Annotated in this window: 22 protein-coding genes and 6 tRNA genes; 23 read left to right on the top strand and 5 right to left on the bottom strand. The window is 65.9% G+C overall.

Features of this window, described 5'->3' with window-relative positions; all coding sequences use genetic code 11:
* Nucleotides 1-35 precede the first annotated feature (35 nt).
* Both parE and ABD017_RS14840 read right to left on the bottom strand, forming a co-directional pair.
* On the bottom strand, nucleotides 36-1,925 hold the full coding sequence (gene parE, locus ABD017_RS14835; RefSeq protein WP_343883556.1) for a DNA topoisomerase IV subunit B: 1,890 nt from the start codon (nucleotides 1,923-1,925) through the stop codon (nucleotides 36-38).
* 162 nt (nucleotides 1,926-2,087) lie between these two features.
* The gene (locus tag ABD017_RS14840) at nucleotides 2,088-3,890 is read right to left on the bottom strand and encodes an aminopeptidase P family protein (protein WP_343883557.1); all 1,803 of its coding nucleotides are present in this window, start codon (nucleotides 3,888-3,890) and stop codon (nucleotides 2,088-2,090) included.
* Between the two features lie 164 nt (nucleotides 3,891-4,054).
* On the opposite strand from ABD017_RS14840, the gene pyrG reads away from it, so the two are divergent.
* The 8 genes from pyrG (at nucleotide 4,055) to truD (ending at nucleotide 12,018) form a co-directional block, all read left to right on the top strand.
* Entirely contained in the window at nucleotides 4,055-5,728 is a 1,674-nt protein-coding gene (pyrG, locus tag ABD017_RS14845; protein WP_343883558.1) for a CTP synthase, read from the top strand.
* A 34-nt stretch (nucleotides 5,729-5,762) separates the two neighbouring features.
* On the top strand, nucleotides 5,763-6,596 hold the full coding sequence (kdsA, locus tag ABD017_RS14850; RefSeq protein ID WP_343883559.1) for a 3-deoxy-8-phosphooctulonate synthase: 834 nt from the start codon (nucleotides 5,763-5,765) through the stop codon (nucleotides 6,594-6,596).
* Nucleotides 6,597-6,705: 109 nt separating this feature from the next.
* The gene (gene eno, locus ABD017_RS14855) at nucleotides 6,706-8,007 is read left to right on the top strand and encodes a phosphopyruvate hydratase (RefSeq protein ID WP_343883560.1); all 1,302 of its coding nucleotides are present in this window, start codon (nucleotides 6,706-6,708) and stop codon (nucleotides 8,005-8,007) included.
* 18 nt (nucleotides 8,008-8,025) lie between these two features.
* Nucleotides 8,026-8,367 (top strand): cell division protein FtsB, encoded by a 342-nt coding sequence (ftsB, locus tag ABD017_RS14860; RefSeq protein WP_343883561.1) that lies wholly within the window; start codon nucleotides 8,026-8,028, stop codon nucleotides 8,365-8,367.
* Nucleotides 8,364-9,059, top strand: coding sequence for a 2-C-methyl-D-erythritol 4-phosphate cytidylyltransferase (gene ispD, locus ABD017_RS14865; RefSeq protein ID WP_343883562.1), 696 nt, complete (start codon nucleotides 8,364-8,366; stop codon nucleotides 9,057-9,059). The genes ftsB and ispD overlap by 4 nt, the downstream gene beginning before the upstream one ends.
* 46 nt (nucleotides 9,060-9,105) lie before the next feature.
* Complete coding sequence (gene ispF / locus ABD017_RS14870) at nucleotides 9,106-9,579, top strand: 2-C-methyl-D-erythritol 2,4-cyclodiphosphate synthase (RefSeq protein ID WP_343883563.1); 474 nt, start codon at nucleotides 9,106-9,108, stop codon at nucleotides 9,577-9,579.
* On the top strand, nucleotides 9,576-10,970 hold the full coding sequence (mgtE, locus tag ABD017_RS14875; protein WP_343883564.1) for a magnesium transporter: 1,395 nt from the start codon (nucleotides 9,576-9,578) through the stop codon (nucleotides 10,968-10,970). The genes ispF and mgtE overlap by 4 nt, the downstream gene beginning before the upstream one ends.
* A 37-nt stretch (nucleotides 10,971-11,007) precedes the next feature.
* Nucleotides 11,008-12,018, top strand: a complete 1,011-nt coding sequence (truD, locus tag ABD017_RS14880; protein WP_343883565.1) for a tRNA pseudouridine(13) synthase TruD — start codon at nucleotides 11,008-11,010, stop codon at nucleotides 12,016-12,018.
* An 83-nt stretch (nucleotides 12,019-12,101) separates the two neighbouring features.
* Here the strand turns inward: truD and ABD017_RS14885 are convergent, their stop codons facing one another.
* A complete protein-coding gene (locus tag ABD017_RS14885; RefSeq protein ID WP_343883567.1) occupies nucleotides 12,102-12,644 on the bottom strand; it encodes a Smr/MutS family protein in 543 nt (180 codons plus the stop codon).
* 193 nt (nucleotides 12,645-12,837) lie between these two features.
* On the opposite strand from ABD017_RS14885, the gene surE reads away from it, so the two are divergent.
* From surE to ABD017_RS14905, 4 genes are read left to right on the top strand one after another with little or no spacing between them, the layout of a single operon-like run.
* Entirely contained in the window at nucleotides 12,838-13,635 is a 798-nt protein-coding gene (gene surE, locus ABD017_RS14890) for a 5'/3'-nucleotidase SurE (protein ID WP_343883568.1), read from the top strand.
* 48 nt (nucleotides 13,636-13,683) lie between these two features.
* Nucleotides 13,684-14,334 carry a protein-L-isoaspartate(D-aspartate) O-methyltransferase gene (locus tag ABD017_RS14895; protein ID WP_343883780.1) on the top strand — a complete coding sequence of 217 codons (651 nt, stop codon included), beginning with the start codon at nucleotides 13,684-13,686 and terminating at the stop codon, nucleotides 14,332-14,334.
* The gene (locus ABD017_RS14900) at nucleotides 14,334-14,939 is read left to right on the top strand and encodes a YqaA family protein (protein ID WP_343883569.1); all 606 of its coding nucleotides are present in this window, start codon (nucleotides 14,334-14,336) and stop codon (nucleotides 14,937-14,939) included. The genes ABD017_RS14895 and ABD017_RS14900 overlap by 1 nt, the downstream gene beginning before the upstream one ends.
* 35 nt (nucleotides 14,940-14,974) lie before the next feature.
* The gene (locus ABD017_RS14905; protein ID WP_343883570.1) at nucleotides 14,975-15,973 is read left to right on the top strand and encodes a peptidoglycan DD-metalloendopeptidase family protein; all 999 of its coding nucleotides are present in this window, start codon (nucleotides 14,975-14,977) and stop codon (nucleotides 15,971-15,973) included.
* Between the two features lie 15 nt (nucleotides 15,974-15,988).
* Here ABD017_RS14905 and ABD017_RS14910 read toward each other — a convergent pair whose 3' ends face one another.
* Nucleotides 15,989-16,375: an Mth938-like domain-containing protein gene (locus ABD017_RS14910; RefSeq protein ID WP_343883571.1), complete on the bottom strand. Its 387-nt coding sequence runs from the start codon at nucleotides 16,373-16,375 to the stop codon at nucleotides 15,989-15,991.
* A 17-nt stretch (nucleotides 16,376-16,392) separates the two neighbouring features.
* Nucleotides 16,393-16,689 (bottom strand): ribosome assembly RNA-binding protein YhbY, encoded by a 297-nt coding sequence (gene yhbY, locus ABD017_RS14915; RefSeq protein WP_343883572.1) that lies wholly within the window; start codon nucleotides 16,687-16,689, stop codon nucleotides 16,393-16,395.
* Between the two features lie 65 nt (nucleotides 16,690-16,754).
* Here yhbY and rlmE point away from each other — a divergent pair, with 65 nt between their 5' ends.
* The 11 genes from rlmE to clpX all read left to right on the top strand — a co-directional run bounded on the left by rlmE (nucleotide 16,755) and on the right by clpX (nucleotide 24,123).
* Complete coding sequence (gene rlmE / locus ABD017_RS14920; RefSeq protein ID WP_007082755.1) at nucleotides 16,755-17,423, top strand: 23S rRNA (uridine(2552)-2'-O)-methyltransferase RlmE; 669 nt, start codon at nucleotides 16,755-16,757, stop codon at nucleotides 17,421-17,423.
* Nucleotides 17,416-19,374, top strand: a complete 1,959-nt coding sequence (ftsH, locus tag ABD017_RS14925; protein WP_343883574.1) for an ATP-dependent zinc metalloprotease FtsH — start codon at nucleotides 17,416-17,418, stop codon at nucleotides 19,372-19,374. Before rlmE ends, ftsH begins: the two co-directional genes overlap by 8 nt.
* A 257-nt stretch (nucleotides 19,375-19,631) precedes the next feature.
* Nucleotides 19,632-19,708: transfer RNA gene (locus ABD017_RS14930), tRNA-Arg, on the top strand.
* A 176-nt stretch (nucleotides 19,709-19,884) separates the two neighbouring features.
* Nucleotides 19,885-19,961, top strand: a tRNA-Pro gene (locus ABD017_RS14935).
* A 24-nt stretch (nucleotides 19,962-19,985) separates the two neighbouring features.
* Nucleotides 19,986-20,062: transfer RNA gene (locus ABD017_RS14940), tRNA-Arg, on the top strand.
* A 15-nt stretch (nucleotides 20,063-20,077) separates the two neighbouring features.
* A tRNA-His gene (locus tag ABD017_RS14945) sits at nucleotides 20,078-20,154 on the top strand.
* A gap of 35 nt (nucleotides 20,155-20,189) precedes the next feature.
* Nucleotides 20,190-20,265 (top strand) — tRNA-Lys (locus tag ABD017_RS14950).
* A 277-nt stretch (nucleotides 20,266-20,542) separates the two neighbouring features.
* Nucleotides 20,543-20,627 (top strand) — tRNA-Leu (locus ABD017_RS14955).
* Between the two features lie 87 nt (nucleotides 20,628-20,714).
* Entirely contained in the window at nucleotides 20,715-22,007 is a 1,293-nt protein-coding gene (gene tig / locus ABD017_RS14960; RefSeq protein WP_343883576.1) for a trigger factor, read from the top strand.
* Nucleotides 22,008-22,091: 84 nt separating this feature from the next.
* Nucleotides 22,092-22,721, top strand: coding sequence for an ATP-dependent Clp endopeptidase proteolytic subunit ClpP (gene clpP, locus ABD017_RS14965; protein ID WP_343883577.1), 630 nt, complete (start codon nucleotides 22,092-22,094; stop codon nucleotides 22,719-22,721).
* 109 nt (nucleotides 22,722-22,830) lie between these two features.
* Nucleotides 22,831-24,123: an ATP-dependent Clp protease ATP-binding subunit ClpX gene (gene clpX / locus ABD017_RS14970; RefSeq protein WP_343883578.1), complete on the top strand. Its 1,293-nt coding sequence runs from the start codon at nucleotides 22,831-22,833 to the stop codon at nucleotides 24,121-24,123.
* Nucleotides 24,124-24,151: the final 28 nt, after the last annotated feature.

A 24,151-nucleotide genomic window follows, 5' to 3' on the forward strand; every position in this document is an offset into this window, starting at 1 on the left:
GTAGCGCAGCGAAGTCGAAGCGTGCCTGACGCCGGTCAAACCTCCAGCGTGGCCAGGTCGCCCTTTTCCTCCAGCCAGGCCTTGCGGTCGCTGGCGCGCTTCTTCGCCAGCAGCAGATCCATTACCCGGGCGGTGCCGTCCTGCTCGCCGGTGGTCAGCTGCACCAGCCGGCGGGTGTCGGGATGGATGGTGGATTCGCGCAGCTGCGGCGGGTTCATTTCGCCCAGGCCCTTGAAGCGGGTGGTGCTGACCGCGCCTTTCATCTTCTCGCGCTCGATCCGCTGCAGCATCGCCGCCTTCTCGCCTTCGTCCAGGCAATAGAACACCTGCTTGCCCACGTCCACGCGGAACAGCGGCGGCATGGCCACGAACACGTGGCCCTCGCTGACGAGCTTGGGAAAATGCTTCAGGAACAGCGCCGACAGCAGGGTGGCGATGTGCAGGCCGTCGGAGTCGGCGTCGGCCAGGATGATGATCTTGCCGTAGCGCAAGCCGCTCAGATCATCCTTGCCCGGATCGCAGCCGATCGCGACGGCCAGGTTGTGCACTTCCTCGGAGGCCAGCACCAGGGTGGATTCCACCTCCCAGGTGTTGAGGATCTTGCCGCGCAGCGGCAGGATCGCCTGGAACTCCTTGTCGCGCGCCTGCTTGGCGCTGCCGCCGGCGGAGTCGCCCTCGACCAGGAACAGCTCGGTGCGGGTGAGGTCGGTGGCGGTGCAGTCGGCCAGCTTGCCGGGCAGGGCAGGGCCCTGGGTGATCTTCTTGCGCACCACCTGCTTGGAGGCTTTCAGGCGCGCGCTGGCACGCTCGATCGCCAGCTGGGCGATGCGCTCGCCGATCTCGGTGTGCTGGTTCAGCCAGATGCTGAAAGCATCGTGGATGATGTTCTCGACCATGCCGGCGGCATGGCGCGAGGACAGCCGCTCCTTGGTCTGGCCGGCGAACTGCGGATCGCGCAAGCGCGCCGACAGCACGAAGGACAGCCGCTCCCACACGTCTTCCGGTGCCAGCTTCACGCCGCGCGGCAGCAGGTTGCGGATGTCGCAGAACTCGCGGATGGCCACGGTGAGGCCGCTGCGCAGGCCGTTGACGTGGGTGCCGCCCTGCGCGGTGGGGATGAGGTTGACGTAGCTTTCCTGCACCAGCTCGCCTTCGGGCAGCCAGGCCAGCGCCACGTCCAGGCCCTCGGTGTCGCGGGCCACGTGGTGCACGAACAACTCCGCCGGCAGCGCCTCGGCCCCGTCGAGCTCGCTGCCCAGGTAATCGCGCAGGCCGTCCTCGTAATGCCACTCGATGACTTCGCCGCTGGCCGCGTCGGTGAGCTTCACATGGAGTCCCGCGCACAGCACCGCCTTGGCGCGCAGCAGGTGCTTGAGCTTGGGCACCGAGATTTTCGGCGTGTCGAAATATTTGGGGTCGGCCCAGAAGCGCAGCGTGGTGCCGGTGCGTTTTTTCGGCACCGTGCCGAGCAGTTCCAGCTCGCTGGCGCGGTTGCCGTTCTCGAACGCCATGCGCTGTTCGCTGCCGTCGCGGCGGATGGTGACTTCCACCCGGCTCGACAAGGCATTGACCACCGACACGCCCACGCCATGCAGGCCGCCGGAGAAGCTGTAGTTGTCACCGGAGAACTTGCCGCCCGCATGCAGCCGCGTGAGGATCAGCTCGACACCGGGAATGCCCTCGTCCGGATGGATGTCCACCGGCATGCCGCGGCCGTCGTCGCTTACTTCCACCGAGCCGTCGGCGTGCAGCGTCACCTCGATATGGCTGGCGTGGCCCGCCAGCGCCTCGTCCACCGAGTTGTCGACCACCTCCTGCACCAGGTGGTTGGGCCGGCTGGTGTCGGTGTACATGCCGGGCCGGCGCTTGACCGGATCCAGGCCGGAGAGGACTTCGATATCGGCGGCGTCGTAACGATTGCTCATGAGGCGATGACTGTGAAAGGTAACGGGGCAGGATGGGCGGCAGGGGCGAGGAGGTCAAGGGCAGGAGTGAGTGGGGAGGAGTGAGAAGTGAGAGAAGGCAATCGTGCCGAGCTTGTGCTTTTCTCTCACTGCTCACTCCTCTTCACTCATTCCTTTCTCCCCTCACCCCAACGGTACGCAATGGCGCTGCAGCCAGGCCAGATCGGCGCCGTCCAGCAGCGGCTCCAGTGCCGCGCGCACGGTGGCGTGGTAGTCGTCCAGCCAGGCGCGTTCATCGGGATTGAGCAGGGCCGGTTCCAGTGCGCGGCGGTCGAACGGGCATAGCGTCAGCGTTTCGAAGGCGAGGAATTCACCGAATTCGGTCTGCTCGGCCTCGATCACCACTGCCAGGTTTTCGTGGCGGATGCCGTGGCGGCCGGGCTTGTACAGGCCCGGCTCGATCGAGCTGATCATGCCCGGCTCCAGCGGCACCAGCGCGCCGCCGGGCGAGGGCGGGCGGATGCCGTGCGGGCCTTCGTGCACGTTGAGGAAATAGCCCACGCCGTGGCCGGTGCCGTGGCCGTAGTCCATGCCGCAGGCCCACAACGGTGCACGCGCCAGCGCGTCCAGTTGCGGGCCGCTGGCACCTTTCGGGAAACGGGCGCGCGACAGCGCGATCATTCCCTTCATCACCAGGGTGGCGTCGCGCCGTTGCTCGGGCGTGGTTTCGCCCAGCGCCAGCACGCGGGTGATGTCGGTGGTGCCGCCCAGGTACTGGCCACCGGAATCGACCAGCAGCAGGCCTTTTGCCTGCAGCTTGCTGTGCGCTTCGGGCGTGGCGCGGTAATGCGGCAACGCGCCGTTGGCCAGGTAGCCGGCGATGGTGGCGAAGCTTTCGCCGACCCAGCCTGGTTGCGCCGAACGCTGCCGGTGCAGCAGGGTGTCCACATCCAGTTCGGTGAGCGACTCGCCGGCACCCAGCCGATCCTCCAACTCCCGAAACGCGCGGACCAGGGCCACGCCGTCACGGCGCATCACTTCGCGGATATGGTCGAGCTCGGCCGCGGTCTTGATCGCCTTGAACGCGGTGCTGGGGTTGGCCGCCTCGATGCGCGCCGTGTGCGCCGGGATGGCGGCGGCGACGGCGCTGACCACGCGGCCGCTGTCCAGCAGCAGCTTGTCGCCGGCCGTCAGCGCGCCCAGGGCGCCGGTGAGGGTTTCGTAAGGCGCGATATCGATGCCATCGGCGGCAAGTTCGGCGACCAAAGCATCATCGAGTTTGCCCCGATCGACAAACAGGACAGCGCGGCCTGCGGCCTCGACCAGCAGGTGGGCCAGGAATACCGGATTGCACTCGACGTCGCTGCCGCGCAGGTTGGTCAGCCATGCGATGTCGTCCAGGCTGGACAGCAGGTGGTGGCTGGCGCCCTGTGCGCGCATCGCCTCGCGCAGCCGTGCCAGCTTTTCGGCGCGCGGCACGCAGGCGTAGACGGGATCATGGGCGAACACCGGCGCCTGCGGCAGGGCGGGGCGGTCCGGCCAGATCGCGCCGGGCAGGTCCAGGTCGATGCGGACGGCGGCGCCCGTCCTGGCCAGCATGCGCTCGATCTGGCGCTGTGCGTTGACCGAGACACTGTCGCCGGCCACCGCCAGCACGTCGCCACGCTGCAGTTGCTGCTGCAGCCACGACAGGTGATCGGGCACGCCTGCCACGCGTTCCTTCATCAGCGCGATGCCGCTGCCGGCCAGTTGCTGCTCGGCTTGCGAGAAATAGCGCGAATCGGTCCATAGCCGGGCCTCGGAGGCGGTGACCACGAGGGTGCCGGCCGAACCGTCGAACCCGGACAGCCACGTGCGCGCCTGCCAGTGCGCGGGCAGGTATTCGGACAGGTGCGGGTCGGCGCTGGGGACGAGTACGGCGGCGACGCCGTGTTGCTGCATGGCGGCGCGCAAGGCGGCCAGGCGGGTCGGTACGGGCTGGGTCATCGCTGGATATTAGCAGCCGCGTCGAGTCCATCGGCCGCGCGCAACCGGGTCATCGCGCGGTGTTTTGCCATGCCAGCTGAATCTTTCGCCAGTAATTTGCACTGATCCCTCGCGGCTGGACGCAACTGCCGCTAAAATGCCGATTTCCAGCACGGCTGAATTTCATGACCCCCCTGATCTTCGTCACCGGCGGTGTAGTGTCCTCGCTTGGCAAGGGCATCGCGGCGGCGTCACTCGCGTCCATTCTTGAGGCTCGCGGGCTCTCGGTCACCATGATGAAGCTCGACCCCTATATCAATGTCGATCCGGGCACGATGAGCCCGTTTCAGCACGGCGAGGTCTATGTGACCGACGACGGCGCCGAGACCGATCTTGACCTGGGGCATTACGAGCGCTTCATGCACACCCGGCTCACCGGCAAGAATTCCATCACCACCGGCAAGATCTACGAAAGCGTGATCCGCAAGGAGCGCCGCGGCGATTACCTCGGTGCCACCGTGCAGGTGATCCCGCACATCACCGACGAGATCAAGCACTGCATCCACGAGGCCACGCGCGGTTTCGACGTGGGGCTCGTGGAGATCGGCGGCACCGTGGGCGACATCGAATCGCTGCCGTTCCTGGAGGCCATCCGCCAGCTGCGCGTGGAGCAAGGCCCGGACAAGGTGGTGTTCATGCATCTCACCCTGGTGCCCTTCATCAAGGCCGCCGGCGAGATCAAGACCAAGCCGACCCAGCACTCGGTGAAGGAGCTGCGCTCGATCGGTATCCAGCCGGACATCCTGCTGTGCCGCTGTGAGGAGGCCCTGCCGGAGGCCGAGCGGCGCAAGATCGCGCTGTTCACCAACGTGCCCGAGTCCGCCGTCATCAGCGCGCCGGATGTCGACGTGATCTACAAGATGCCGCTGTGGCTGCACAGCCAGGGCCTGGATGACATCGTGGTGAAGCGGCTGGGCCTGGACGCCGAACCGGCGGATCTGTCCAGCTGGCGGCGCACGGTCGACGCGGTGGAGCACCCCAGGAACGAGGTCAACATCGCCATCGTGGGCAAGTACGTGGAGCACAAGGACGCGTACAAGTCGCTGGCCGAGGCCTTGCGCCATGGCGGCATCCGCCAGCAGACGCGGGTGAACCTGGACTGGATCGACTCCGAGCGGATCGAGGCCGAGGGCGCGGCCGAGGTGCTGGGCAAGGTGGACGCGATCCTGGTCCCCGGCGGCTTCGGCAAGCGCGGCTTCGAGGGCAAGGTGCTCACTGCCAAGTACGCGCGCGAACACGGCGTGCCGTATTTCGGCATCTGCTACGGCATGCACGCGGCAGTGGTGGATTTCGCCCGCCACGTGGCCGGGCTGACCGACGCCGATTCCAGCGAGAACGACCGCAACACCGCCAACCCGGTGATCGGCCTGATCACCGAGTGGACCACCGCCACCGGCGAGATCGAGCAGCGCAGCGACCGCTCCGACCTGGGCGGCACCATGCGCCTGGGCGCGCAGGAGTGCCGCCTGAAGGCGGGCACGCTGGCGCGCCAGCTCTATGGCCAGGAGGTGGTGCGCGAGCGCCATCGCCATCGCTACGAATTCAACAACCGCTACCGCCAGTCGTTCGAGGACCAGGGCCTGGTGATCTCCGGCAAGTCGATGGATGACCTGCTGGTGGAAGTGGTGGAACTGCCGCAGCAGCAGCATCCGTGGTTCCTGGCCTGCCAGGCCCACCCGGAGTTCACCTCCACCCCGCGCGACGGCCATCCGCTGTTCAGCGATTTCGTCCGTGCCGCCGCCGAGTACAAGGCCGTGCGCGAGGGCGAGCCGCTGGCCGGCGTGCAGGCCACCGCATGACGCGGCATGGCCTATTGACCAGGAAACACCTCCCATGAAGCTTTGCGGATTCGATATCGGGCTGGACCAACCCCTGTTCCTGATCGCCGGCCCCTGCGTGGTGGAGTCCGAGCAACTGCAGCTGGACACCGCCGGCACGCTGAAGGAAATCACCAGCGGGCTCGGCATCCACTTCATCTTCAAGTCCAGCTTCGACAAGGCGAACCGTTCCTCGGGCGAAAGCTTCCGCGGGCCGGGGCTGGAAGAGGGCCTGCGCATCCTGGGCGAGGTGAAACGCCAGATCGGCGTGCCGGTGCTCACCGACGTGCACGAGTACACCCCGATGGACGAAGTGGCGTCGGTGGTCGACGTGCTGCAGACGCCGGCGTTCCTGTGCCGCCAGACCGATTTCATCCAGAAGGTGGCCCGCGCCGGCAAGCCGGTCAACATCAAGAAGGGCCAGTTCCTGGCGCCGTGGGACATGAAGCACGTGGTGGCCAAGGCCAGGGCCGTGGGCAACGACAGCATCATGGTGTGCGAGCGCGGCGCCAGCTTCGGCTACAACAACCTCGTTTCCGACATGCGCTCGCTCAGCGTGATGCGCGACACCGGTTGCCCGGTGGTATTCGACGCCACCCATTCGGTGCAGTTGCCGGGCGGGCAGGGCGCCACCTCGGGCGGCCAGCGCGAGTTCGTGCCGGTGCTGGCGCGCGCCGCCGTGGCGGTGGGCGTGGCCGGGCTTTTCGCCGAAACACACCCGGACCCCAGCAAGGCGCTGAGCGACGGCCCCAACGCCTGGCCGCTGGACAAGATGAAGGCGCTGCTGGAGACGCTGCTGGAACTCGACGCCGTCACCAAGCGCCACGGTTTCCTGGAACAGACGGTGTAGGAGCGCACCCTGTGCGCGATGCTTTTCGTGATGGATCGAAAAACAATCGCGCACACGGTGCGCTCCTACCCGGTGCAACTTTATTCAATTCCCCTCCAACTGGACTGACATGAGCACACAGATCACCCGCATCCACGCCCGTGAAATCCTCGACTCGCGTGGCAACCCCACGCTGGAAGCCGAAGTAACGCTCGCCGATGGCGCCTTCGGTCGTGCCGCCGTGCCCAGCGGCGCCTCGACCGGTTCGCGCGAGGCCGTTGAACTGCGCGACGGCGACAAGTCGCGTTACGGCGGCAAGGGTGTGAAAAATGCGGTGGCCAATGTCAACGGCGGCATCGCCGACACGCTGAAGGGCTTCGACGCGGCCGACCAGAAGGGCCTGGATGCGAAGCTGATCGCGCTGGACGGCACCCCCAACAAGGGCAAGCTGGGCGCAAACGCGCTGCTCGGTGTTTCGATGGCAGCGGCGCATGCGGTAGCCGCCTCCCGCGGCGAGCCGCTGTGGAAGTACCTGTCGAAGGACGGCAAGCCCGGCGCCCTGCCGGTGCCGATGATGAACATCATCAACGGCGGCGAGCACGCGGACAACAACATCGACGTGCAGGAGTTCATGGTGCTGCCGGTGGGCCTGCCCAGCTTCGCCGAGGCGCTGCGTGCCGGCGCCGAGATCTTCCACGCCCTGAAGAGCGTGCTGAAGGGCAAGGGCCTCAACACCGCCGTGGGCGACGAAGGCGGCTTCGCGCCCAACCTGCGTTCCAACATCGAGGCGCTAGACACCATTCTCGAAGCGATCAACAAGACCGGCTACAAGGTCGGCAGCGAGATCCTGCTGGGCCTGGATGCGGCCAGTTCGGAGTTCTACCGGGACGGCAAGTACGACCTGGCCGGCGAAGGCAAGCAGTACAGCTCGGCCGAGTTCGTCGACCTGCTGGCCGGCTGGGCCAGGCAGTACCCCATCGTCACCATCGAGGACGGCATGGCCGAAGGCGACTGGGACGGCTGGAAACTCCTGACCGACCGGATCGGCGATTCCGTGCAGGTGGTCGGTGACGACCTGTTCGTGACCAATCCCACGATCTTCCGCGAGGGCATCGAGAAGAAGATCGCCAACTCGATCCTGATCAAGGTGAACCAGATCGGCACGCTGTCCGAGACGCTGGAAGCGATCGCGATGGCCGATGCGGCGAAGTACTCCGCGGTGATCTCCCACCGTTCGGGCGAGACCGAGGACACCACCATCGCCGACATCGCGGTGGCCACCACGGCCACCCAGATCAAGACCGGTTCGCTGTGCCGCAGTGACCGTGTGGCGAAGTACAACCAGCTGCTGCGCATCGAAGAGGCCCTGGGCAGCGCCGCGCGCTATGCCGGTCGTGACGCGTTCCCGAACCTGACGCGCCTGCCCGGTTGACGGGAGCCACGACATCCCATGCTGCGCTGGGTTGCCCTGATCTTGATCGTGATGCTTGTCGGGCTGCAGCTGAAACTGTGGTCCGGCAGCGGCGGCGTGCGCGAGGTGGACACCTTGCGCACTTCGCTGAAAAAGCAGACCGACGAGAACGCACGGCTGCTGCAGCGCAACCAGGCACTGGCAGCCGACGTGCTGGATCTGAAGCAGGGCGAGCAGGCCGTCGAAGCGCGTGCGCGCAACGAATTGGGCCTGATCAAGCCCGGCGAGACGTTCTACCAGGTGGATGAGCGGCCGGCCACGGCGGCCAGCGTTTCGCTGCCCCCACCGCCGCCGGCCGCGCCGCCCGCGGGCGCGCAATGACCGGCTCGCTGTGGTGCGTGGTGCCGGCCGCCGGGCGCGGCACGCGGGTGGGTGGTCATTGCCCCAAGCAATACCTGCCGCTGGCTGGGCGGCCGTTGATCGAGCACACGCTGGAACGTCTTGCCGCGCACCCGCAAATCGCCGGGCTGCTGGTGACACTGGGGGCGGACGATGCGCACTGGCCGGGCATCGCCGAACTCAACGGCAAGCCGGTGTTGACCGCCGCGGGCGGCGCCGAGCGCAGCGACTCGGTGCTGGCCGGCATCGACGCGTTGCCGGCCGCGGTCGGGCAGAACGACTTCGTGCTGGTGCACGACGCGGCACGACCCTGCGTGCGCCTGGACGACATCAGCCGTTTGATCGAGCGTGGTAGTGCGAGGGATGGCGGTTTGCTGGGAGCGCCGTTGCGCGACACGCTGAAGCGCGCCGACGCGGCCGGTTGCAGCGCGCGGACCGAGCCGCGCGACCAGCGCTGGCGCGCGTTCACGCCGCAAATGTTTCGCCGTGGTCAACTGGCCGCGGCGCTGCGCAAGGCGGCGGGCGATGGCCGCGCCGTCAGCGACGAGGCGATGGCGATGGAACTGGCCGGCTACGCTCCGCTGCTGGTGGAAGGCGCCGAAGACAATATCAAGGTCACCACCGCAACGGATTTTCCGCTGGCGGCGTACCTGCTTTCGAGGACCGTGACATGAACGCCAACGCGATGCACCCTTTCGCGCTTTCGCCCGGCATGCGGCAATGAGGATCGGCCAGGGCTTCGACGTGCATGCGTTCGGCGACGGCGACCACGTCATGCTCGGTGGCGTGCGCGTGCCGCACGGGCGCGGGCTGGTGGCGCACTCCGACGGCGACGTGGTGATCCATGCCCTGTGCGACGCGATCTTCGGCGCGCTGGCGCTGGGCGATATCGGCACCCATTTTTCGCCGCGCGACGAGCGCTGGCGCGGCGCCGACAGCCGCCAGTTTTTGCGCCATGCGGCGCAGTTGATGAAGCAACACGGTTACCTGCTGGGCAACGCGGATGTCACCGTGATCGGCGAGGCGCCGAAAGTCGGTCCGCACGTGGCGTCCATCCGCCAATGCCTTGCGGCCGATCTCGGCAGCGACGTCGGCCGCATCAGCGTCAAGGCCACCACCACCGAAAAACTCGGCTTCTGCGGCCGGGGAGAAGGGATAGCCGCGCAAGCGTGCGTCCTGCTGGAGCGCGCGTGACCGAAGTAGAAGCCCGCAGCGCCGCCAGCCGGTTGCACGACCGGCTCGACCTCATCGTCGAGCTGCTGCATCGGCACGAGGCCGATGGCCGCCTGCCGGCGGACGTGCTGATCGATTTGCGCCAGCAGCTGGACGAGCTGCATCCGGCCGATATCGCCTTCATCCTCGAATCACTGCCGCTGGATGATCGCCTGGCGATCTGGCAATTGGTGAAGGCCGACCGGGACGGCGAGATCCTGCTGGAAGTCTCCGACGCGGTACGCGAATCGCTGATCGCGGACATGGATCGCCACGAGATCCTGGCCGCTGCCGAGACCCTCGACGCCGACGAACTGGCCGACCTGGTCGAGGATCTGCCCACCGCGATGCTGCCGGAGCTGATGGCCGGCCTGGACGCGCAGCAGCGCGAGCAGGTGCAGTCGGCGCTGTCGTACGAGGACGACCAGCTCGGCGCGCTGATGGATTTCGAGATGGTCACGATCCGCGAGGACGTGAGCCTGGAAGTGGTGCTGCGCTACCTGCGCCGCTGGGACGAACTGCCCGCGCAGACCGACAAGCTGTTCGTGATCAACCAGGACAACCTGCTCACCGGCGTGCTGCCGTTGCACTGGCTGCTGGTCAACGCGCCCGACAAGATGGTGAGCGAGGTGATGGCGCCGGACGTCAACACCTTCCATCCCGAAAACGACGCCTACGAAGTGGCGCAGGCGTTCGAGCGCTACGACCTGGTGACCGCGCCGGTGGTGGATGACCACGGCCACCTGATCGGGCGCATCACCATCGACGCGATGGTCGACGTGATCCGCGAGGAAGGCGAGAGCGAGGCGTTGAGTCGCGCCGGTCTGCGCGAGGAGGAGGACATCTTCGCCTCGGTATGGGCCAGCCTGCGCAACCGCTGGTCGTGGCTGGCGATCAACCTGGTGACGGCCTTCATCGCCTCGCGGGTCATCGGCCTGTTCGAGAACTCGATCGAACGGCTGGTGGCGCTGGCGGCGCTGATGCCGATCGTGGCCGGTATCGGTGGCAACTCCGGCAACCAGACCATCACCATGATTGTGCGCGCACTGGCGCTGAACCAGATCACCGCCGAAAGCGCCAAGCGGTTGTGGCGCAAGGAACTGACCGTGTCGCTGCTGAACGGGCTGATCTGGGGCGGCGTGATCGGCCTGGTGGCGTGGTGGCTTTACGACAGCCTGTCGCTGGGCCTGGTGATGACCGCGGCGATGACCCTGAACCTGCTGCTGGCCGCGTTCGCCGGCGTCGGCATTCCCGTGCTGATGACACGGTTCGGGCGCGATCCGGCGCTGGGCTCCAGCGTGCTGATCACCGCGATGACCGATAGCGGCGGCTTCTTCATCTTTCTTGGCCTGGCCTCGATTTTCCTGATGTAACGCGGCACGCGCTGCCCGCACCACACGCTGGATCTCCATGTCCGAACTCCCCCATGCCTGCGGCACCCCACCCCTGACCGCACGGCTGCGCGCCAGCCCCGACGATTTCCAGGTGGAGGAAGTCCTTGGCTACGACGCCGATGGCGCCGGCGAGCATGTCTTGCTGTGGGTGGAAAAGCGCGGCGCCAACACCGATTGGGTGGCGCGCGAGCTGGCCCGCTTTGCCGGCGTGGCGCCGGTGGCGGTGGGCTACGCGGGAATGAAGGATCGTCACGCGGTGACGCGGCAGACGTTTTCAGTACAACTGGCCGGCAAGCCCGAGCTGGACTGGTCGGCCTTTCCGCACGCCGAGGTGAAGGTATTGGCGGCCACGCGACACTCGCGCAAGCTCAAGCGCGGCGCCTTGCGCGGCAACCGCTTCGTGCTGGTGTTGCGCGAGGTGCAGGGCGATCGCGATGCGGCCGAACACGTGCTGCGGCAGATCGCTGCCCGTGGCGTGCCCAACTATTACGGCGAGCAGCGTTTCGGCCGCGAAGGCAGTAACGTGGCGCAGGCCCGGGCCATGTTCGCAGGCCGTCGGGTGGAGCGCGACAAGCGCTCGTTCCTGCTGTCTGCCGCGCGCTCGCAGATCTTCAACGAAGTGCTGGCGGCACGCGTCGAGCGGCACGCATGGGATACGCCGTTGGAGGGCGAAATCTGGTCGCTGGCCGGTTCACGCTCCTGGTTCGGACCGGAGCCTTTCACCGAGGTGCTGGCCGAACGCCTGGCCCGCGGCGACATCCACCCCTCCGGCCCACTGTGGGGTCGGGGCGAACCACCGTCGCAGGACGAGGCAGGCGCATTGGAACGTGAAGTCGGTGCCGCCTTCCAGGATCTGGCCGACGGCCTGGCGGCCGCGCGCATGGATCAGGAACGCCGCCCGCTGCGCCTGCTGCCGCAGGACCTGAAATGGCGCTGGCTGGCCGACGACGCGCTGGAGCTGGCTTTCAACCTGCCCGCCGGCGCCTACGCCACCGTCGTGGTGCGCGAACTGGCCTCTGCAATGTAGGAGCGCACCCTGTGCGCGATGCCTTTTCGGGATTCGGGATTCGGGATTCAGCAAATCATCGCGCACCGGGTGCGCTCCTGCCGTCAGCGCTTCAGCAAAACCACCACCGCGCCCGTGCCGCCCAGTGCCGGGCGCGCCGAGGCGAAGGCGATCACGTCGTCGCGGCGACGCAGCAGGCGATCGGTAAGCGCCTTCAGTACCGGGCCGGTCGCGCGCGAACGCAAGCCCTTGCCGTGCACGATGCGCACGCAGCGCCAGCCCTCGCGGCGCGCTTCGGCCAGAAAATCAACGATGCTGTGCTGGGCCGCGGCGGCGTTCATCTGGTGCAGGTCGATGTGGTCCTGCACGCTGAACTGGCCACGCTTGAGTTGCCGCAGCAGCTTGGGTGGATAGCCGTCGCGCAGGTAACTCAACTCCTCGCCCACTTCCAGTGCGGCCGGGTCGAAATCGAGCCTCAGCAGTTCACCGGCCACGGCCGCCTCGTCGGCCTCGAACATGCGCGGGTAGGGTGCCGGCTTCGCGGCTGCCGGTGGCGCGGCCACCGCGTCGAGCGGCCGCGTGTCGCCGATCGCCTCGCGAAACAGGCGGCTGTCGTCATCGCTGATCGGCCCGGGCTTGCGTTTCATGCGGCCATGGTAATGCGTCGGGACGCGCATCGACGCCATGTGAATGCAGCGGCCCGCTACGGTAGACTTGAATGCTTGAAGCGCGCGGCGCCGGATGAGCGTTCCTGGTGGAATCCCGCGGCCTGGCGCGTTGTCCAGCCCGCCTGGCTTCACGTCCCCGGCGGCTGCAGCTCACGGTTTCCTACGGATCAGCATGCGAGTTCTGGTAAGCAACGATGATGGCGTGGATGCACCGGGCATCCGCGTGCTTGCCGATTGCCTGGGCAAGGTCGGCACGGTGACCGTGGTGGCGCCTGATCGCGACCGCTCCGGCGCCAGCAATTCGCTGACCCTCGACGTACCCGTGCGCGTGCTGCCGATGGGCGAGGGCTATTACCGCGTGGCCGGCACGCCCACCGATTGCGTGCATCTGGCGCTGTCGGGGCTGCTGGAGGACGAGCCCGACATCGTGGTGTCGGGCATCAACAACTCCGCCAATCTCGGCGATGACGTGATCTATTCGGGCACGGTGTCGGCGGCGATGGAGGGGCGGTTCCTGGGGTTGCCGGCCATCGCCGTCTCGCTGGTCAGCAGCGATCACCAGGGTACGCATTACGAATCGGCGGCGCGCGCGGTGCTGTTGCTGATGCAGCGTTTGCTGGTCGATCCGCTGCCGGCCGATACCATTCTCAACGTCAACGTGCCCGATCTGCCGTGGATGGAGATCGCCGGTTTCGAGGTCACCCGGCTTGGCCGACGCCATCGTTCGGCGCCATCCGTGCTGCGGGCCGATCCGCGCGGCCGCCCGATCTGGTGGATCGGGCCGGCGGGTGAGGTCGACGATGCCGGGCCGGGCACGGATTTCGACGCGGTGCGCCGTGGCTTTGTTTCGGTGACGCCGATCCACGTGGACCTGACGCGCTTCCAGGCGCTGGAGAAAGTCAGCAGCTGGATGCAGGCGCTGAGCGATGATCTGGCGGATGGATCCGCCACCCAACATGAGGTTGCTTGAACGGTGAATCCCTATCCTCTGCCGGCCGCGGCATTCAAGGGCGAAGGCATGACGTCGCAGCGCGCGCGCGACCGGCTGGCCAACAGTCTCAAGGAGGCCGGCATCCGCGATTCGCGCGTGATCGAAGTCATCCGCAACACGCCGCGGCATCATTTCATCGACCAGGCGCTGCATGCGCGCGCCTACGAGAACACGGCGTTGCCGATCGGCCACGGCCAGACCATTTCGCAACCGTGGGTGGTGGCGCGGATGACCGAGGCGCTGCTGGAGCCGTTCGATCCGAAACAGGGCATGCCGCGCAAGGTGCTGGAGATCGGCACCGGCTCGGGCTACCAGGCGGTGGTGCTGGCGGCGCTGGTGCCGCAGCTGTTCACGGTGGAGCGGATCGAGGAATTGCTGCGCCAGGCGCGGCGACGGTTTCGGCAGCTTGGCTTGGCCAACCTGCGCTCCAAGCACGATGACGGCAAGCTGGGCTGGGCCGACGAGGCACCGTTCGACGCGATCATCCTCACCGCCGCAGGAGATACCGTGCCCACCCGCATCCTCGACCAACTCACCCCCACCGGCGTGCTGGTGGCGCCGGTAGGCTCGCCCAGCAGCCAGACCTTGATCCGTCTGCGTGGCGACGGGGAGGGCGACTTCATCCAGGAAGAACTGGGCGCCGTGAGTTTCGTGCCCCTGCTGGGTGGGATCGGCTGATGCGCCTGTTCGGTACGCTTTACGCCCGTGCGCTGGTATGGGCGCGCGAGCCGCGCGCGATCTATTACCTTTCCGCCCTGAGTTTCGTCGAAGCCTTCATCTTTCCGGTTCCGCCGGAAGTGATGCTGGCGCCGATGATGCTGGGCAAACGGCAGCGGGCGTTCCATTTCGCAAATATCAGCCTGCTGTTCTCGCTGCTGGGCGCGCTGGTGGGCTATGTGCTCGGCCACTGGGCATTCCACGCCCTGAAACCCGCGCTCGAGGCCCTGCATTTCCTTGCGCCGATCGAACACGGCGTGGAGGTCTTGCGCACCGAGATGGCGACCCATCGCTGGGGCATGTTCGGCGTGCTGATCCTGGCGGCCCTGCAACCGGTGGTGCCGATGAAATTCATCACCTGGGCGGCGGGCATCGTGGCGGTGCCGATCCTGCCGTTCCTGGCGTGCATGGCGCTGGGGCGGGGCAAGCGGGTCTGGCTGCTGGCCTTGCTGATCCGCTTCTTCGGTGATCGCGCCGAACGCATCCTGCACAAGTACATCGAGTGGTTCGGCTGGGCGGCGCTGGTGGTGCTGGGCGCGTTGCTGGGCTGGTGGCTGCTGCGTTGAACCGGCGCACCGTGAAAAGGAATGGACGGCTCGTTATGCTGATGACCATGAATCGATTGCCGCAGCTGTCCTTCGTCTCGCTCGCCGCGCTGGCCCTGGCCGGCTGCGGAACCATGCGCAGTTCGGTGGTGTTCGAGCCGGCCGGTGGATCGGCCGTGGCGACGGCGCCAGCCCGCTCCGCAGCCGTTCCGGTCACGGCTTCCACGGCGACCGCCGCCCGTACGCCCATCCCGGGCGGCAGCTACGTCGTGGCGCGGGGCGACACGCTGTATTCGATCGCCTTTCGCAGTGGCGTGGACTTTCGTGACCTCGCCCAGTGGAACGGCATCGCCGCGCCGTTCACCATCTGGCCGGGCCAGACCTTGAAATTGTCGCCGCCAGCCGCAACTGCCGCGCCTGCCACGGCGCCCACCGCGGTTGCGACAACGGAGCCCGTGTTCCAGACGATTCCGGCCACGACACCCACGCCGGCGCCGGCGTCGACCGGAACGCCCCCGGCTGCTGCGGCCGGTTCCACGGCACAGGCAGCGACAAGCGCTGCGACCGCGACTGCCGCGGGCGCATCCGCAACGGTTGCCGCCGTCCCGGTGGCCGGCGAGGCGGCACCGCCGCATTTGCCGCCAGCCGCGCCGCCGGCGGCGGTGGGCGCCTCGCATTCGGCCGGCGGCATCACCTGGCGCTGGCCCGCGTCCGGTTCGGTGGTCAAGCGGTTCAACGGCAGCGATGCCATCCCCGGTATCGAGATCGCCGGCAAATCCGGCGAGCCTGTCCTGGCGGCGGCCAGCGGCGTGGTGGTCTACAGCGGCAACGGCCTGGTCGGGTACGGCGAGCTGGTGATCATCAAGCACAGCGACAGTTACCTGTCCGCCTATGGCCACAATCGCAAGCGGCTGGTCAAGGAAGGCCAGCGCGTCAGCGCGGGCCAGCAGATTGCCGAAATGGGTTCCACCGGCGCCAGCCGCAACGAGCTGCAGTTCCAGATCCGCAAGGACGGAAATCCGGTGGACCCGCTGAAATACCTGCCCGCGCAATAACCCCGGCGCTGGCGGTCAGGAAACGCCGGCGGCGCCGAGGATGAACGCCGCGAGCACCCGGCGCCCTTCGCCGGCCAGCAGGTTGTAGGTGCGCGCGGCCGCGGCATTGTCCATGACCTCGATACCCACGCCCTTGCGCAGGAAACCGGCCGTGAACGCGGGGGCCGGGAAAACCTGTCGCTGGCCCGTGCCAAGCAGCACCAGTTCCGGTTGCAGCGCAAGAAGCGCTTCCACGTGATCCGCCGACAACCTCTCCGCGCTGTCCGCCGCCCAGTTCTCGACCACCTGGTCGGGTGTCAGCAGGAAGCTGCGTTTCAGTTCCCGGTCGGCCAGGGTGATGGCATCGGCGCTCGTGCGGCGCACGAACAGGTAGTCGTCAGGACGGTCCAGCGAGAGATCCATGGGATGCTCCTGGTGTTTCAGCGCGGCAAGGCGATCTTCGGCTCGTCGGCATTGCGGCGGAAAAGCACCACGACGTGGCCGATCCTGTGGATCTGCTGCGCCTGCGTTCCGCTCGTCAGTACGTCGATTTGCGCCTGTCGTTCGTCCTTGTCGCCGCCAGACAGCCTGACCTTCACCAGTTCGTGGATATCCAACGCCTGGTTCAGCTCCTTGACCACCGCCTCGGTGGCTCCCTTGTTGCCGAGCAGGACCACGGGGCTGAGGTCGTGTGCAAGGCTGCGCAGGTAGCGTATCTGCGAGGGTGAGAGGGTCATGCGGTGTGGCCGATTCGCGGTAGAAGAACCGCAAAGGGTATCATGCGGCATCCCGCTCCCTACAAGTGACCATCGACGACATGGCCCGCAGCAAGAGCAGCGCCGTCTGGCTGCGCGAACATTTCAAGGACGAGTACGTGAAAAAGGCCCAGGCCGCCGGCTTGCGTTCGCGTGCGGTCTACAAGCTTGAAGAGTTGATCGACCGCGACCATCTGCTCAAGCCGGGCATCAACGTGGTCGACCTGGGGGCCGCGCCGGGCAGCTGGTCGCAACTGGTGCGCAACCGGCTCGGCGACACCGGCAAGGTGCTGGCGCTCGATATCCTGCCGATGCAGAGCATTGCCGGCGTCGATTTCCTGCAGGGGGATTTTCGCGAGGAATCGGTCCTGCGCGAGCTGGAATCGCGCCTGGAAGGGCAGAAGCTGGATCTTGTGCTGTGCGATCTGGCCCCCAATATGAGTGGTGTGGCGTTGGCAGACCAGATCCGTGCCATGGTTCTGGCCGAGTTGGCGCTCGATTTCAGCAAGCAGTGGCTCAAGCCAGGCGGCTCGTTCCTGATCAAGTTGTTCCAGGGAGCGGGTTTTGACGTATATCTGCGCAACTTGCGCGCGGAGTTCACCCGCGTAACGATGCGTAAACCCAAAGCCTCGCGCGCCCGGTCGCGCGAGGTCTACGCGCTGGCGGTGGGGCGCAAGCCTTCCGCAGCGTCACCGGCGAGAACCGTGCATGAATGAAACAGCGAAAAACGTGTTGCTCTGGGTAATCATCGCGGTGGTGTTGTTCACCGTGTTCCAGAGCTTCAGCCCGCACGGCGCGGCCTCGTCCGAGATGCCGTACAGCAGCTTCGTGCAGAGCGTGAACAACGGCAACGTGGCCAGCGCCACGATCAGCGCCGATCAACCGGCCACCATCAGCGGCAAGCTGAAGGATGGCAGCCCGTTCCGCACCGTCGCGCCCATGCTCGGCTTCACCACCAACGAGGTGGTCAAGCAGATGCAGGACAAGGGCGTGGAAGTGCGCCAGGACCCGGCGGAGGGCTTCTCGCTGATCGGCCTGCTGGTGAGCTGGCTGCCGGTGCTCCTGATCGTGGGCGTATTCATCTGGTTCATGCGGCAGATGCAGTCCGGTGGCGGCGGACGCGGCGCGATGAGCTTCGGCCGCTCGCGCGCCAAGCTGCAGGGCGAGGACCAGATCAAGGTCAACTTCAGTGACGTGGCCGGCTGCGACGAGGCGAAGGAGGAGGTCGGCGAACTGGTCGAGTTCCTGCGCGATCCCGGTCGCTTCCAGAAACTGGGCGGCAAGATTCCGCGCGGCGTGCTGATGGTGGGCCCGCCCGGTACCGGCAAGACCCTGCTGGCAAAAGCCATCGCTGGCGAGGCGAAGGTGCCGTTTTTCTCCATTTCCGGCTCCGACTTCGTGGAAATGTTCGTCGGCGTCGGTGCCAGCCGCGTGCGCGACATGTTCGAGCAGGCCAAGAAGCATGCGCCGTGCATCATCTTCATCGACGAGATCGATGCGGTGGGCCGCCACCGCGGCGCCGGTCTGGGCGGTGGGCACGACGAGCGCGAGCAGACGCTGAACCAGTTGCTGGTGGAGATGGATGGCTTCGAGGGCACAGAGGGCATCATCGTGATCGCCGCCACCAACCGCCCCGACGTGCTTGATCCGGCGCTGCTGCGCCCGGGCCGTTTCGACCGCCAGGTGGTGGTCGGCCTGCCCGATGTGCGCGGTCGCGAGCAGATCCTCAAGGTGCACATGCGCAAGGTGCCGGTCGCCAGCGACGTCAATGCGATGACCATTGCGCGTGGCACGCCGGGTTTCTCCGGTGCGGACCTGGCGAACCTCGTCAACGAGGCAGCCTTGTTCGCGGCGCGCGAGAACGCGCGCGAGGTGCGCATGAGCCACCTGGACAAGGCGCGCGACAAGATCCTGATGGGCAGCGAACGGCGCTCGATGGCGATGAGCGAGGACGAGAAGAAGCTCACCGCCTATCACGAAGCCGGGCACGCCATCGTCGGCCGTCTCGTGCCCGAGCACGATCCGGTCTACAAGGTGACGATCATCCCGCGCGGTCGTGCGCTGGGCGTCACCATGTACCTGCCCGAAGGCGACAAGTACAGCATCAACCGGGTGGCGATCGAATCGCAGTTGTGCTCGCTGTACGGCGGGCGCGTGGCCGAGGAGTTGATCTTCGGTGCGGACAAGGTCACTACTGGCGCCTCCAACGACATCGAGCGCGCCACCAAGATGGCGCGCAACATGGCCACCAAGTGGGGCCTTTCCGATGAGCTTGGTCCCATCACCTACGGCGAGGACGAGGACGAGGTATTCCTGGGTCGTTCGGTCACCCAGCACAAGAGCATCTCGAACGAAACCGCCAGCAAGATCGACGAAGTGGTGCGGAGCATTCTCGATCGCGCGTTTGCGCGTACCCGCGAGCTGCTCACGGCCAACCTCGACAAGCTCCACGTGATGGCCGACGCGTTGCTGCAGTACGAGACGATCGATGCGAGCCAGATCGACGACATCATGGCCGGACGCATCCCGGGCCCGCCGACGGACTGGACCAGGAACGCCTCGACCGGCAGCACACCGCCACCGCCGCCGCCCAGGGGCGATGCCGGCTCGCCGGTGGGCAAGGTGGGCGATCCAGCCACGCAGAACAGGACAGGCATCGACGATTGAAATGGACGGCCAAACGATCGCGGCGACGCGAGGCGCATTCGGCTTGGCCGTTTTCTCGTCGTATCGCGGCGATGGTGGCGCGGCTTTCGCGTGATGCCGCGCCGCACGCGGCAATCCACGAGCGCCGGATGAAGTCGGAATGAAAAAATTCACGAAAAAAGGTTGACGCACGACGACGGAATCTGAATAATTCCGCTTCTTGCTTCACCGCGTCGATGTCCCAACATCAACCGCGGCAAAGCGACAGTTTTTTCAGTGCGCCCGTAGCTCAGTTGGATAGAGTACCTGGCTACGAACTAGGTGGTCGGGAGTTCGAATCTCTCCGGGCGCACCATTTTTATACTGTTGGCGAGGTGTTCGCGCCTCGCTGTTTTTCCCGCGAAAGGGCTTGGTACCGATCGCGGGAATGGTTCCAGATGTCATGGTGTGCTTCGACACGGATTGACTGGGCGAGGCGTCACCCGTAACAATTCAAGGCTTCGGTGTTTGATCAGCCGGGGATTCGAAAAGCGGGGTATAGCTCAGTCTGGTAGAGCGTTGCGTTTGGGACGCAAAAGTCGGGGGTTCGAATCCCTCTGCCCCGACCAGCGATACGTTCTGCCACAGAGACTGCGCCTGTAGCTCAACCGGATAGAGCATCGGCCTTCTAAGCCGACGGTTGCAGGTTCGAGTCCTGTCTGGCGCGCCAGTTGCAAGATTTACGGTGGATGTAGCTCAGCTGGTTAGAGTCCCGGATTGTGATTCCGGTTGTCGTGGGTTCGAATCCCATCATCCACCCCAGTTTCAAACCCGGTTCCGGCATCACGTCAGTTCATGGGCCGTTAGCTCAGTTGGTAGAGCAGTTGACTCTTAATCAATTGGTCGAAGGTTCGAATCCTTCACGGCCCACCATCCAGAACAGGCACCTCACGGCAACGTAGGTGCCTGTTTTTTTGTCTGCGATCGAGCCCGCATCGCGGAATCATGGAGGCCTGGCGTGGCGGCCCCCGTGCGCGCCGGATGCGCGCTGCGCGCGGTCCGGCGTGCTTGTGCTGCGCGGCGTGGCAACCGTAAAATGGCCCGTTATCCAGTGCCCAAACGCTGTCGATGAACAACGATGGCGGCGGCGTCCGGGTCCGCTGGACCGGCGCGGCAGGGCGAGCTTTTTTTTGTTGCCAGTTGCGGCAAGGCGAAAGTGGCGGAATTGGTAGACGCACCAGATTTAGGTTCTGGCGGTTAACCCCGTGGGGGTTCGAGTCCCCCCTTTCGCACCATGTCACGCTGGTTTTCTTTTTTTCCGGTGGCCTTGCCGCCATGGTGCCTGCGCCAGGCCCAAACATCAGGTAGTACCAGGAGACGTCATGCAGGTTTCGGTTGAGAACATCGGCACCCTCGAGCGCAAGCTCACGGTGAAGTTTCCCGCGGAACGCTTCGATTCGCAGGTGAGCGCACGTATAGCCGAGATGGGCCGCACAGCGCGCCTGAAGGGCTTCCGGCCGGGCAAGGTGCCGCCGGCCGTGATCAAGCAGCGTTTCGGGGAGCAGGTGCGCGGCGAAGTGTTGTCCGATCTGATCGGCAGCACGTTGCGCGAGGCGGTGACCCAGGAAAAACTGCAGCCGATCGCGAATCCGGCGATCGATACGACCGGCAAGCCGGAGAACGGCGAGATCGCGTATACCGCCACGTTCGAGATCATGCCCGAGTTTCCGGTGGTCGACGTGGCCGCGCTCGAGATCACGCGCCCGTCCGCCAGCGTGACCGAGGCCGACATCGACAAGATGCTCGAAACCCTGCGCCAGCAGCGTCGCAGTTTCGACGAAGTCGACCGCGCCTCGGCGGACGGGGACTTCGTGCTGTTCGACTATGCGGCAACGGTCGATGATTACCGTTTCCCGGCCGACGGCCTGGAGCGTGCGGGGAGCGTGCTCGGGTCCGGGACGCTGTTCAAGGCGCTGGACGATTCGCTGCTGGGGCGCCGCGCCAACGACGAGTTCGAGGCGGACGTGGCGTTCCCCGCCGATTTCCGCAACGAGAAGCTTGCCGGCAAGACCGCAAAGGTGAGCTTCAAGATCGTCAAGGTGCAGGCCCAGAACCTCCCCGAGGTCGATGGCGAGTTCGCCAAGCTGTTCGGCATTGCCGATGGCAACCTCGACACCTTCCGCAAGGAAGTGCGCGCCAATCTCGAACGGGAATTGAAAGCCGCGCTGATGGGGCAGTTGAAGTCCGAGGTGGCGGAGAAGATCGCCCAGGCGCACAGCGGACTGGATGTGCCCCGCCTGCTGGTGCAGTCGGAGGCGCAGAACCTGGCCGCCAACGCCGTGCCGCGTGGCGAGCAGCCTTCGGCTGAACTCATCGAATCGGCGACGCCGATGGCGCGCAAGCGCGTGATCGCCGGCTTGCTGATGAGCGAAATCGCGCGCAAGGAGGGGCTCAAGATCGACCGTACCCGCGTGGCGGAACAGCTGGCGGCCATCGCCTCGACCTACGAGGAGCCGGAGAAGGTCATTGAACTCTACAACGGCGACCCCCAATTGATGTCCGGGCTGCAGAATCGCGTCATGGAAGACCAGGTTGCCGAGTGGGTGGCGGAGCATGCCAAGACCACCCGCCTGGATCTGAGTTTCGACGAGGTGATGCGCCCGGCTGGTGCCTGATTCCATCGGTACCGTTTCGGTCCGGCCCGATGACGTATCGGGCCGGATGCCCTACTGTCAGGCACATCACCCGGAGAGCTGCTAATGGCCATGGATCAGATCCAGAACCTCAATTTGGTACCGATGGTCGTCGAGCAGACGGCCCGTGGCGAGCGCTCCTATGACATCTATTCACGCCTGCTGAAAGAGCGCGTGATTTTCCTGGTCGGCGAAGTCAACGACCAGGTGGCCAACCTGCTGGTTGCGCAGATGCTGTTCCTGGAGTCCGAGAACCCGGACAAGGACATCCAGTTCTACATCAACAGCCCTGGCGGCGCGGTCACCGCGGGGCTGGCGATCTACGACACGATGCAATTCATCAAGCCGAATGTCAGCACTATGTGCATCGGCCAAGCCTGCAGCATGGGCTCGTTCCTGCTGATGGCGGGTGCCAAGGGCAAGCGCTTTGCGCTGCCCAACTCGCGCGTCATGATCCACCAGCCTTCCGGCGGCGCGCAGGGCCAGGCAACCGACATCGAGATCCAGGCGCGGGAGATCCTGTACGTACGCGAGCGGCTGAACCGGCTGTATGCCGAACATACCGGCCAGCCACTGGCCAAGATCGAGTTGGACATGGAGCGCGACCGCTTCATGGACGCCAACGAGGCCAAGGCCTATGGCCTGATCGACGAAGTGCTGGAAAAGCGCGCCGGCGAAACAGTGAAATCGGCCTGATTTCAACAACAAACACCCAGGTCACGAGTAGGGCTCCGCGTCTGCAGGCAGACGCGGAGCCCTGTGGTATTCTCGCGACGCATTCAGATTGACCAGCGGGATCGAAAGTATGAGCGACGACCGGCAGGGGCGTTCCAGCGACAGCGGCAAAATTCTCTATTGCTCGTTCTGCGGCAAGAGCCAACACGAGGTGCGCAAGCTGATCGCGGGCCCGTCCGTATTCATCTGCGACGAGTGCGTAGAGCTGTGCAACGACATCATCCGCGAGGAGCTCGAGGAGAAGGCGGCGTCGGGGCGTACCCAGTTGCCCAAGCCCCGCGAGATCCGCGAGTCGCTCGACCAGTATGTTGTGGGCCAATCACGCGCCAAGAAGGCGCTGGCGGTGGCGGTGTACAACCACTACAAGCGGATCGAGTCGCGCCAGAAGAGCGATGACATCGAGCTCGGCAAGTCCAACATCCTGTTGATCGGGCCCACCGGCTCGGGCAAGACGCTGCTGGCCGAGACCTTGGCGCGCCTGTTGAACGTGCCGTTCACCATTGCCGATGCCACCACGCTGACCGAAGCGGGCTACGTGGGCGAGGACGTGGAGAACATCATCCAGAAGCTGTTGCAGAAATGCGACTACGACGTGGAAAAGGCGCAGTCGGGCATCGTCTATATCGACGAGATCGACAAGATCTCGCGCAAGAGCGAAAACCCGTCGATCACTCGCGACGTCTCGGGCGAGGGCGTGCAGCAGGCGTTGCTGAAACTCATCGAAGGCACCCTCGCCTCGGTGCCACCCCAGGGCGGGCGCAAGCATCCGCAGCAGGAGTTCCTGCAGGTGGATACGAAGAACATCCTGTTCATCTGCGGCGGCGCATTCGCGGGGCTGGAAAAGGTCATCCAGCAGCGATCGGAGACCACCGGCATCGGTTTTTCGGCCGAGGTGCGCAGCAAGGAGCGCACCGAGAACCTGGGCAAGGTGCTGGCCGACGTCGAGCCCGAGGACCTGGTCCGGTTCGGTCTGATTCCCGAGTTCGTCGGCCGCCTTCCGGTGGTCGCCACGCTCGACGAGCTGGATGAGGCGGCCCTGGTGAAGATCCTCACCGAGCCGAAGAATGCGGTCACCAAGCAGTTCAAGAAACTGTTCGAGATGGAAGAGGTCGAGCTGGAATTTCGGCCCGAGGCCTTGCAGGCGATTGCCAAGAAGGCACTCAAGCGCAAGACCGGTGCCCGTGGCCTGCGCACCATTCTCGAACAGGTATTGCTGGAAACCATGTACGAGCTGCCCTCGCTGGAACACGTCAGCAAGGTCGTGGTGGATGATGCGGTGATCAACGGACAGGCCGAGCCCTACCTGATTTATCGCGGCAACCTGCAGCAGCGCGTGGCCAGCGACGGCAGCGACGCGGCCTGATACACGTCGTATGGTAAAAAGCGGCTCC

The sequence above is a fragment of the Rhodanobacter caeni genome (genome assembly GCF_039523575.1).
Taxonomy (GTDB): Bacteria; Pseudomonadota; Gammaproteobacteria; order Xanthomonadales; family Rhodanobacteraceae; genus Rhodanobacter; species Rhodanobacter caeni.

Bases quoted from the DNA above. Each gene is read 5' to 3' on its own strand.
- parE (WP_343883556.1), bottom strand. From the start codon at position 1,925: ATGAGCAATCGTTACGACGCCGCCGATATCGAAGTCCTCTCCGGCCTG.
- ABD017_RS14840 (WP_343883557.1), bottom strand. From the start codon at position 3,890: ATGACCCAGCCCGTACCGACCCGCCTGGCCGCCTTGCGCGCCGCCATG.
- pyrG (WP_343883558.1), top strand. From the start codon at position 4,055: ATGACCCCCCTGATCTTCGTCACCGGCGGTGTAGTGTCCTCGCTTGGC.
- kdsA (WP_343883559.1), top strand. From the start codon at position 5,763: ATGAAGCTTTGCGGATTCGATATCGGGCTGGACCAACCCCTGTTCCTG.
- eno (WP_343883560.1), top strand. From the start codon at position 6,706: ATGAGCACACAGATCACCCGCATCCACGCCCGTGAAATCCTCGACTCG.
- ftsB (WP_343883561.1), top strand. From the start codon at position 8,026: ATGCTGCGCTGGGTTGCCCTGATCTTGATCGTGATGCTTGTCGGGCTG.
- ispD (WP_343883562.1), top strand. From the start codon at position 8,364: ATGACCGGCTCGCTGTGGTGCGTGGTGCCGGCCGCCGGGCGCGGCACG.
- ispF (WP_343883563.1), top strand. From the start codon at position 9,106: ATGAGGATCGGCCAGGGCTTCGACGTGCATGCGTTCGGCGACGGCGAC.
- truD (WP_343883565.1), top strand. From the start codon at position 11,008: ATGTCCGAACTCCCCCATGCCTGCGGCACCCCACCCCTGACCGCACGG.
- ABD017_RS14885 (WP_343883567.1), bottom strand. From the start codon at position 12,644: ATGAAACGCAAGCCCGGGCCGATCAGCGATGACGACAGCCGCCTGTTT.
- surE (WP_343883568.1), top strand. From the start codon at position 12,838: ATGCGAGTTCTGGTAAGCAACGATGATGGCGTGGATGCACCGGGCATC.
- ABD017_RS14895 (WP_343883780.1), top strand. From the start codon at position 13,684: ATGACGTCGCAGCGCGCGCGCGACCGGCTGGCCAACAGTCTCAAGGAG.
- ABD017_RS14900 (WP_343883569.1), top strand. From the start codon at position 14,334: ATGCGCCTGTTCGGTACGCTTTACGCCCGTGCGCTGGTATGGGCGCGC.
- ABD017_RS14905 (WP_343883570.1), top strand. From the start codon at position 14,975: ATGCTGATGACCATGAATCGATTGCCGCAGCTGTCCTTCGTCTCGCTC.
- ABD017_RS14910 (WP_343883571.1), bottom strand. From the start codon at position 16,375: ATGGATCTCTCGCTGGACCGTCCTGACGACTACCTGTTCGTGCGCCGC.
- yhbY (WP_343883572.1), bottom strand. From the start codon at position 16,689: ATGACCCTCTCACCCTCGCAGATACGCTACCTGCGCAGCCTTGCACAC.
- ftsH (WP_343883574.1), top strand. From the start codon at position 17,416: ATGAATGAAACAGCGAAAAACGTGTTGCTCTGGGTAATCATCGCGGTG.
- tig (WP_343883576.1), top strand. From the start codon at position 20,715: ATGCAGGTTTCGGTTGAGAACATCGGCACCCTCGAGCGCAAGCTCACG.
- clpP (WP_343883577.1), top strand. From the start codon at position 22,092: ATGGCCATGGATCAGATCCAGAACCTCAATTTGGTACCGATGGTCGTC.
- clpX (WP_343883578.1), top strand. From the start codon at position 22,831: ATGAGCGACGACCGGCAGGGGCGTTCCAGCGACAGCGGCAAAATTCTC.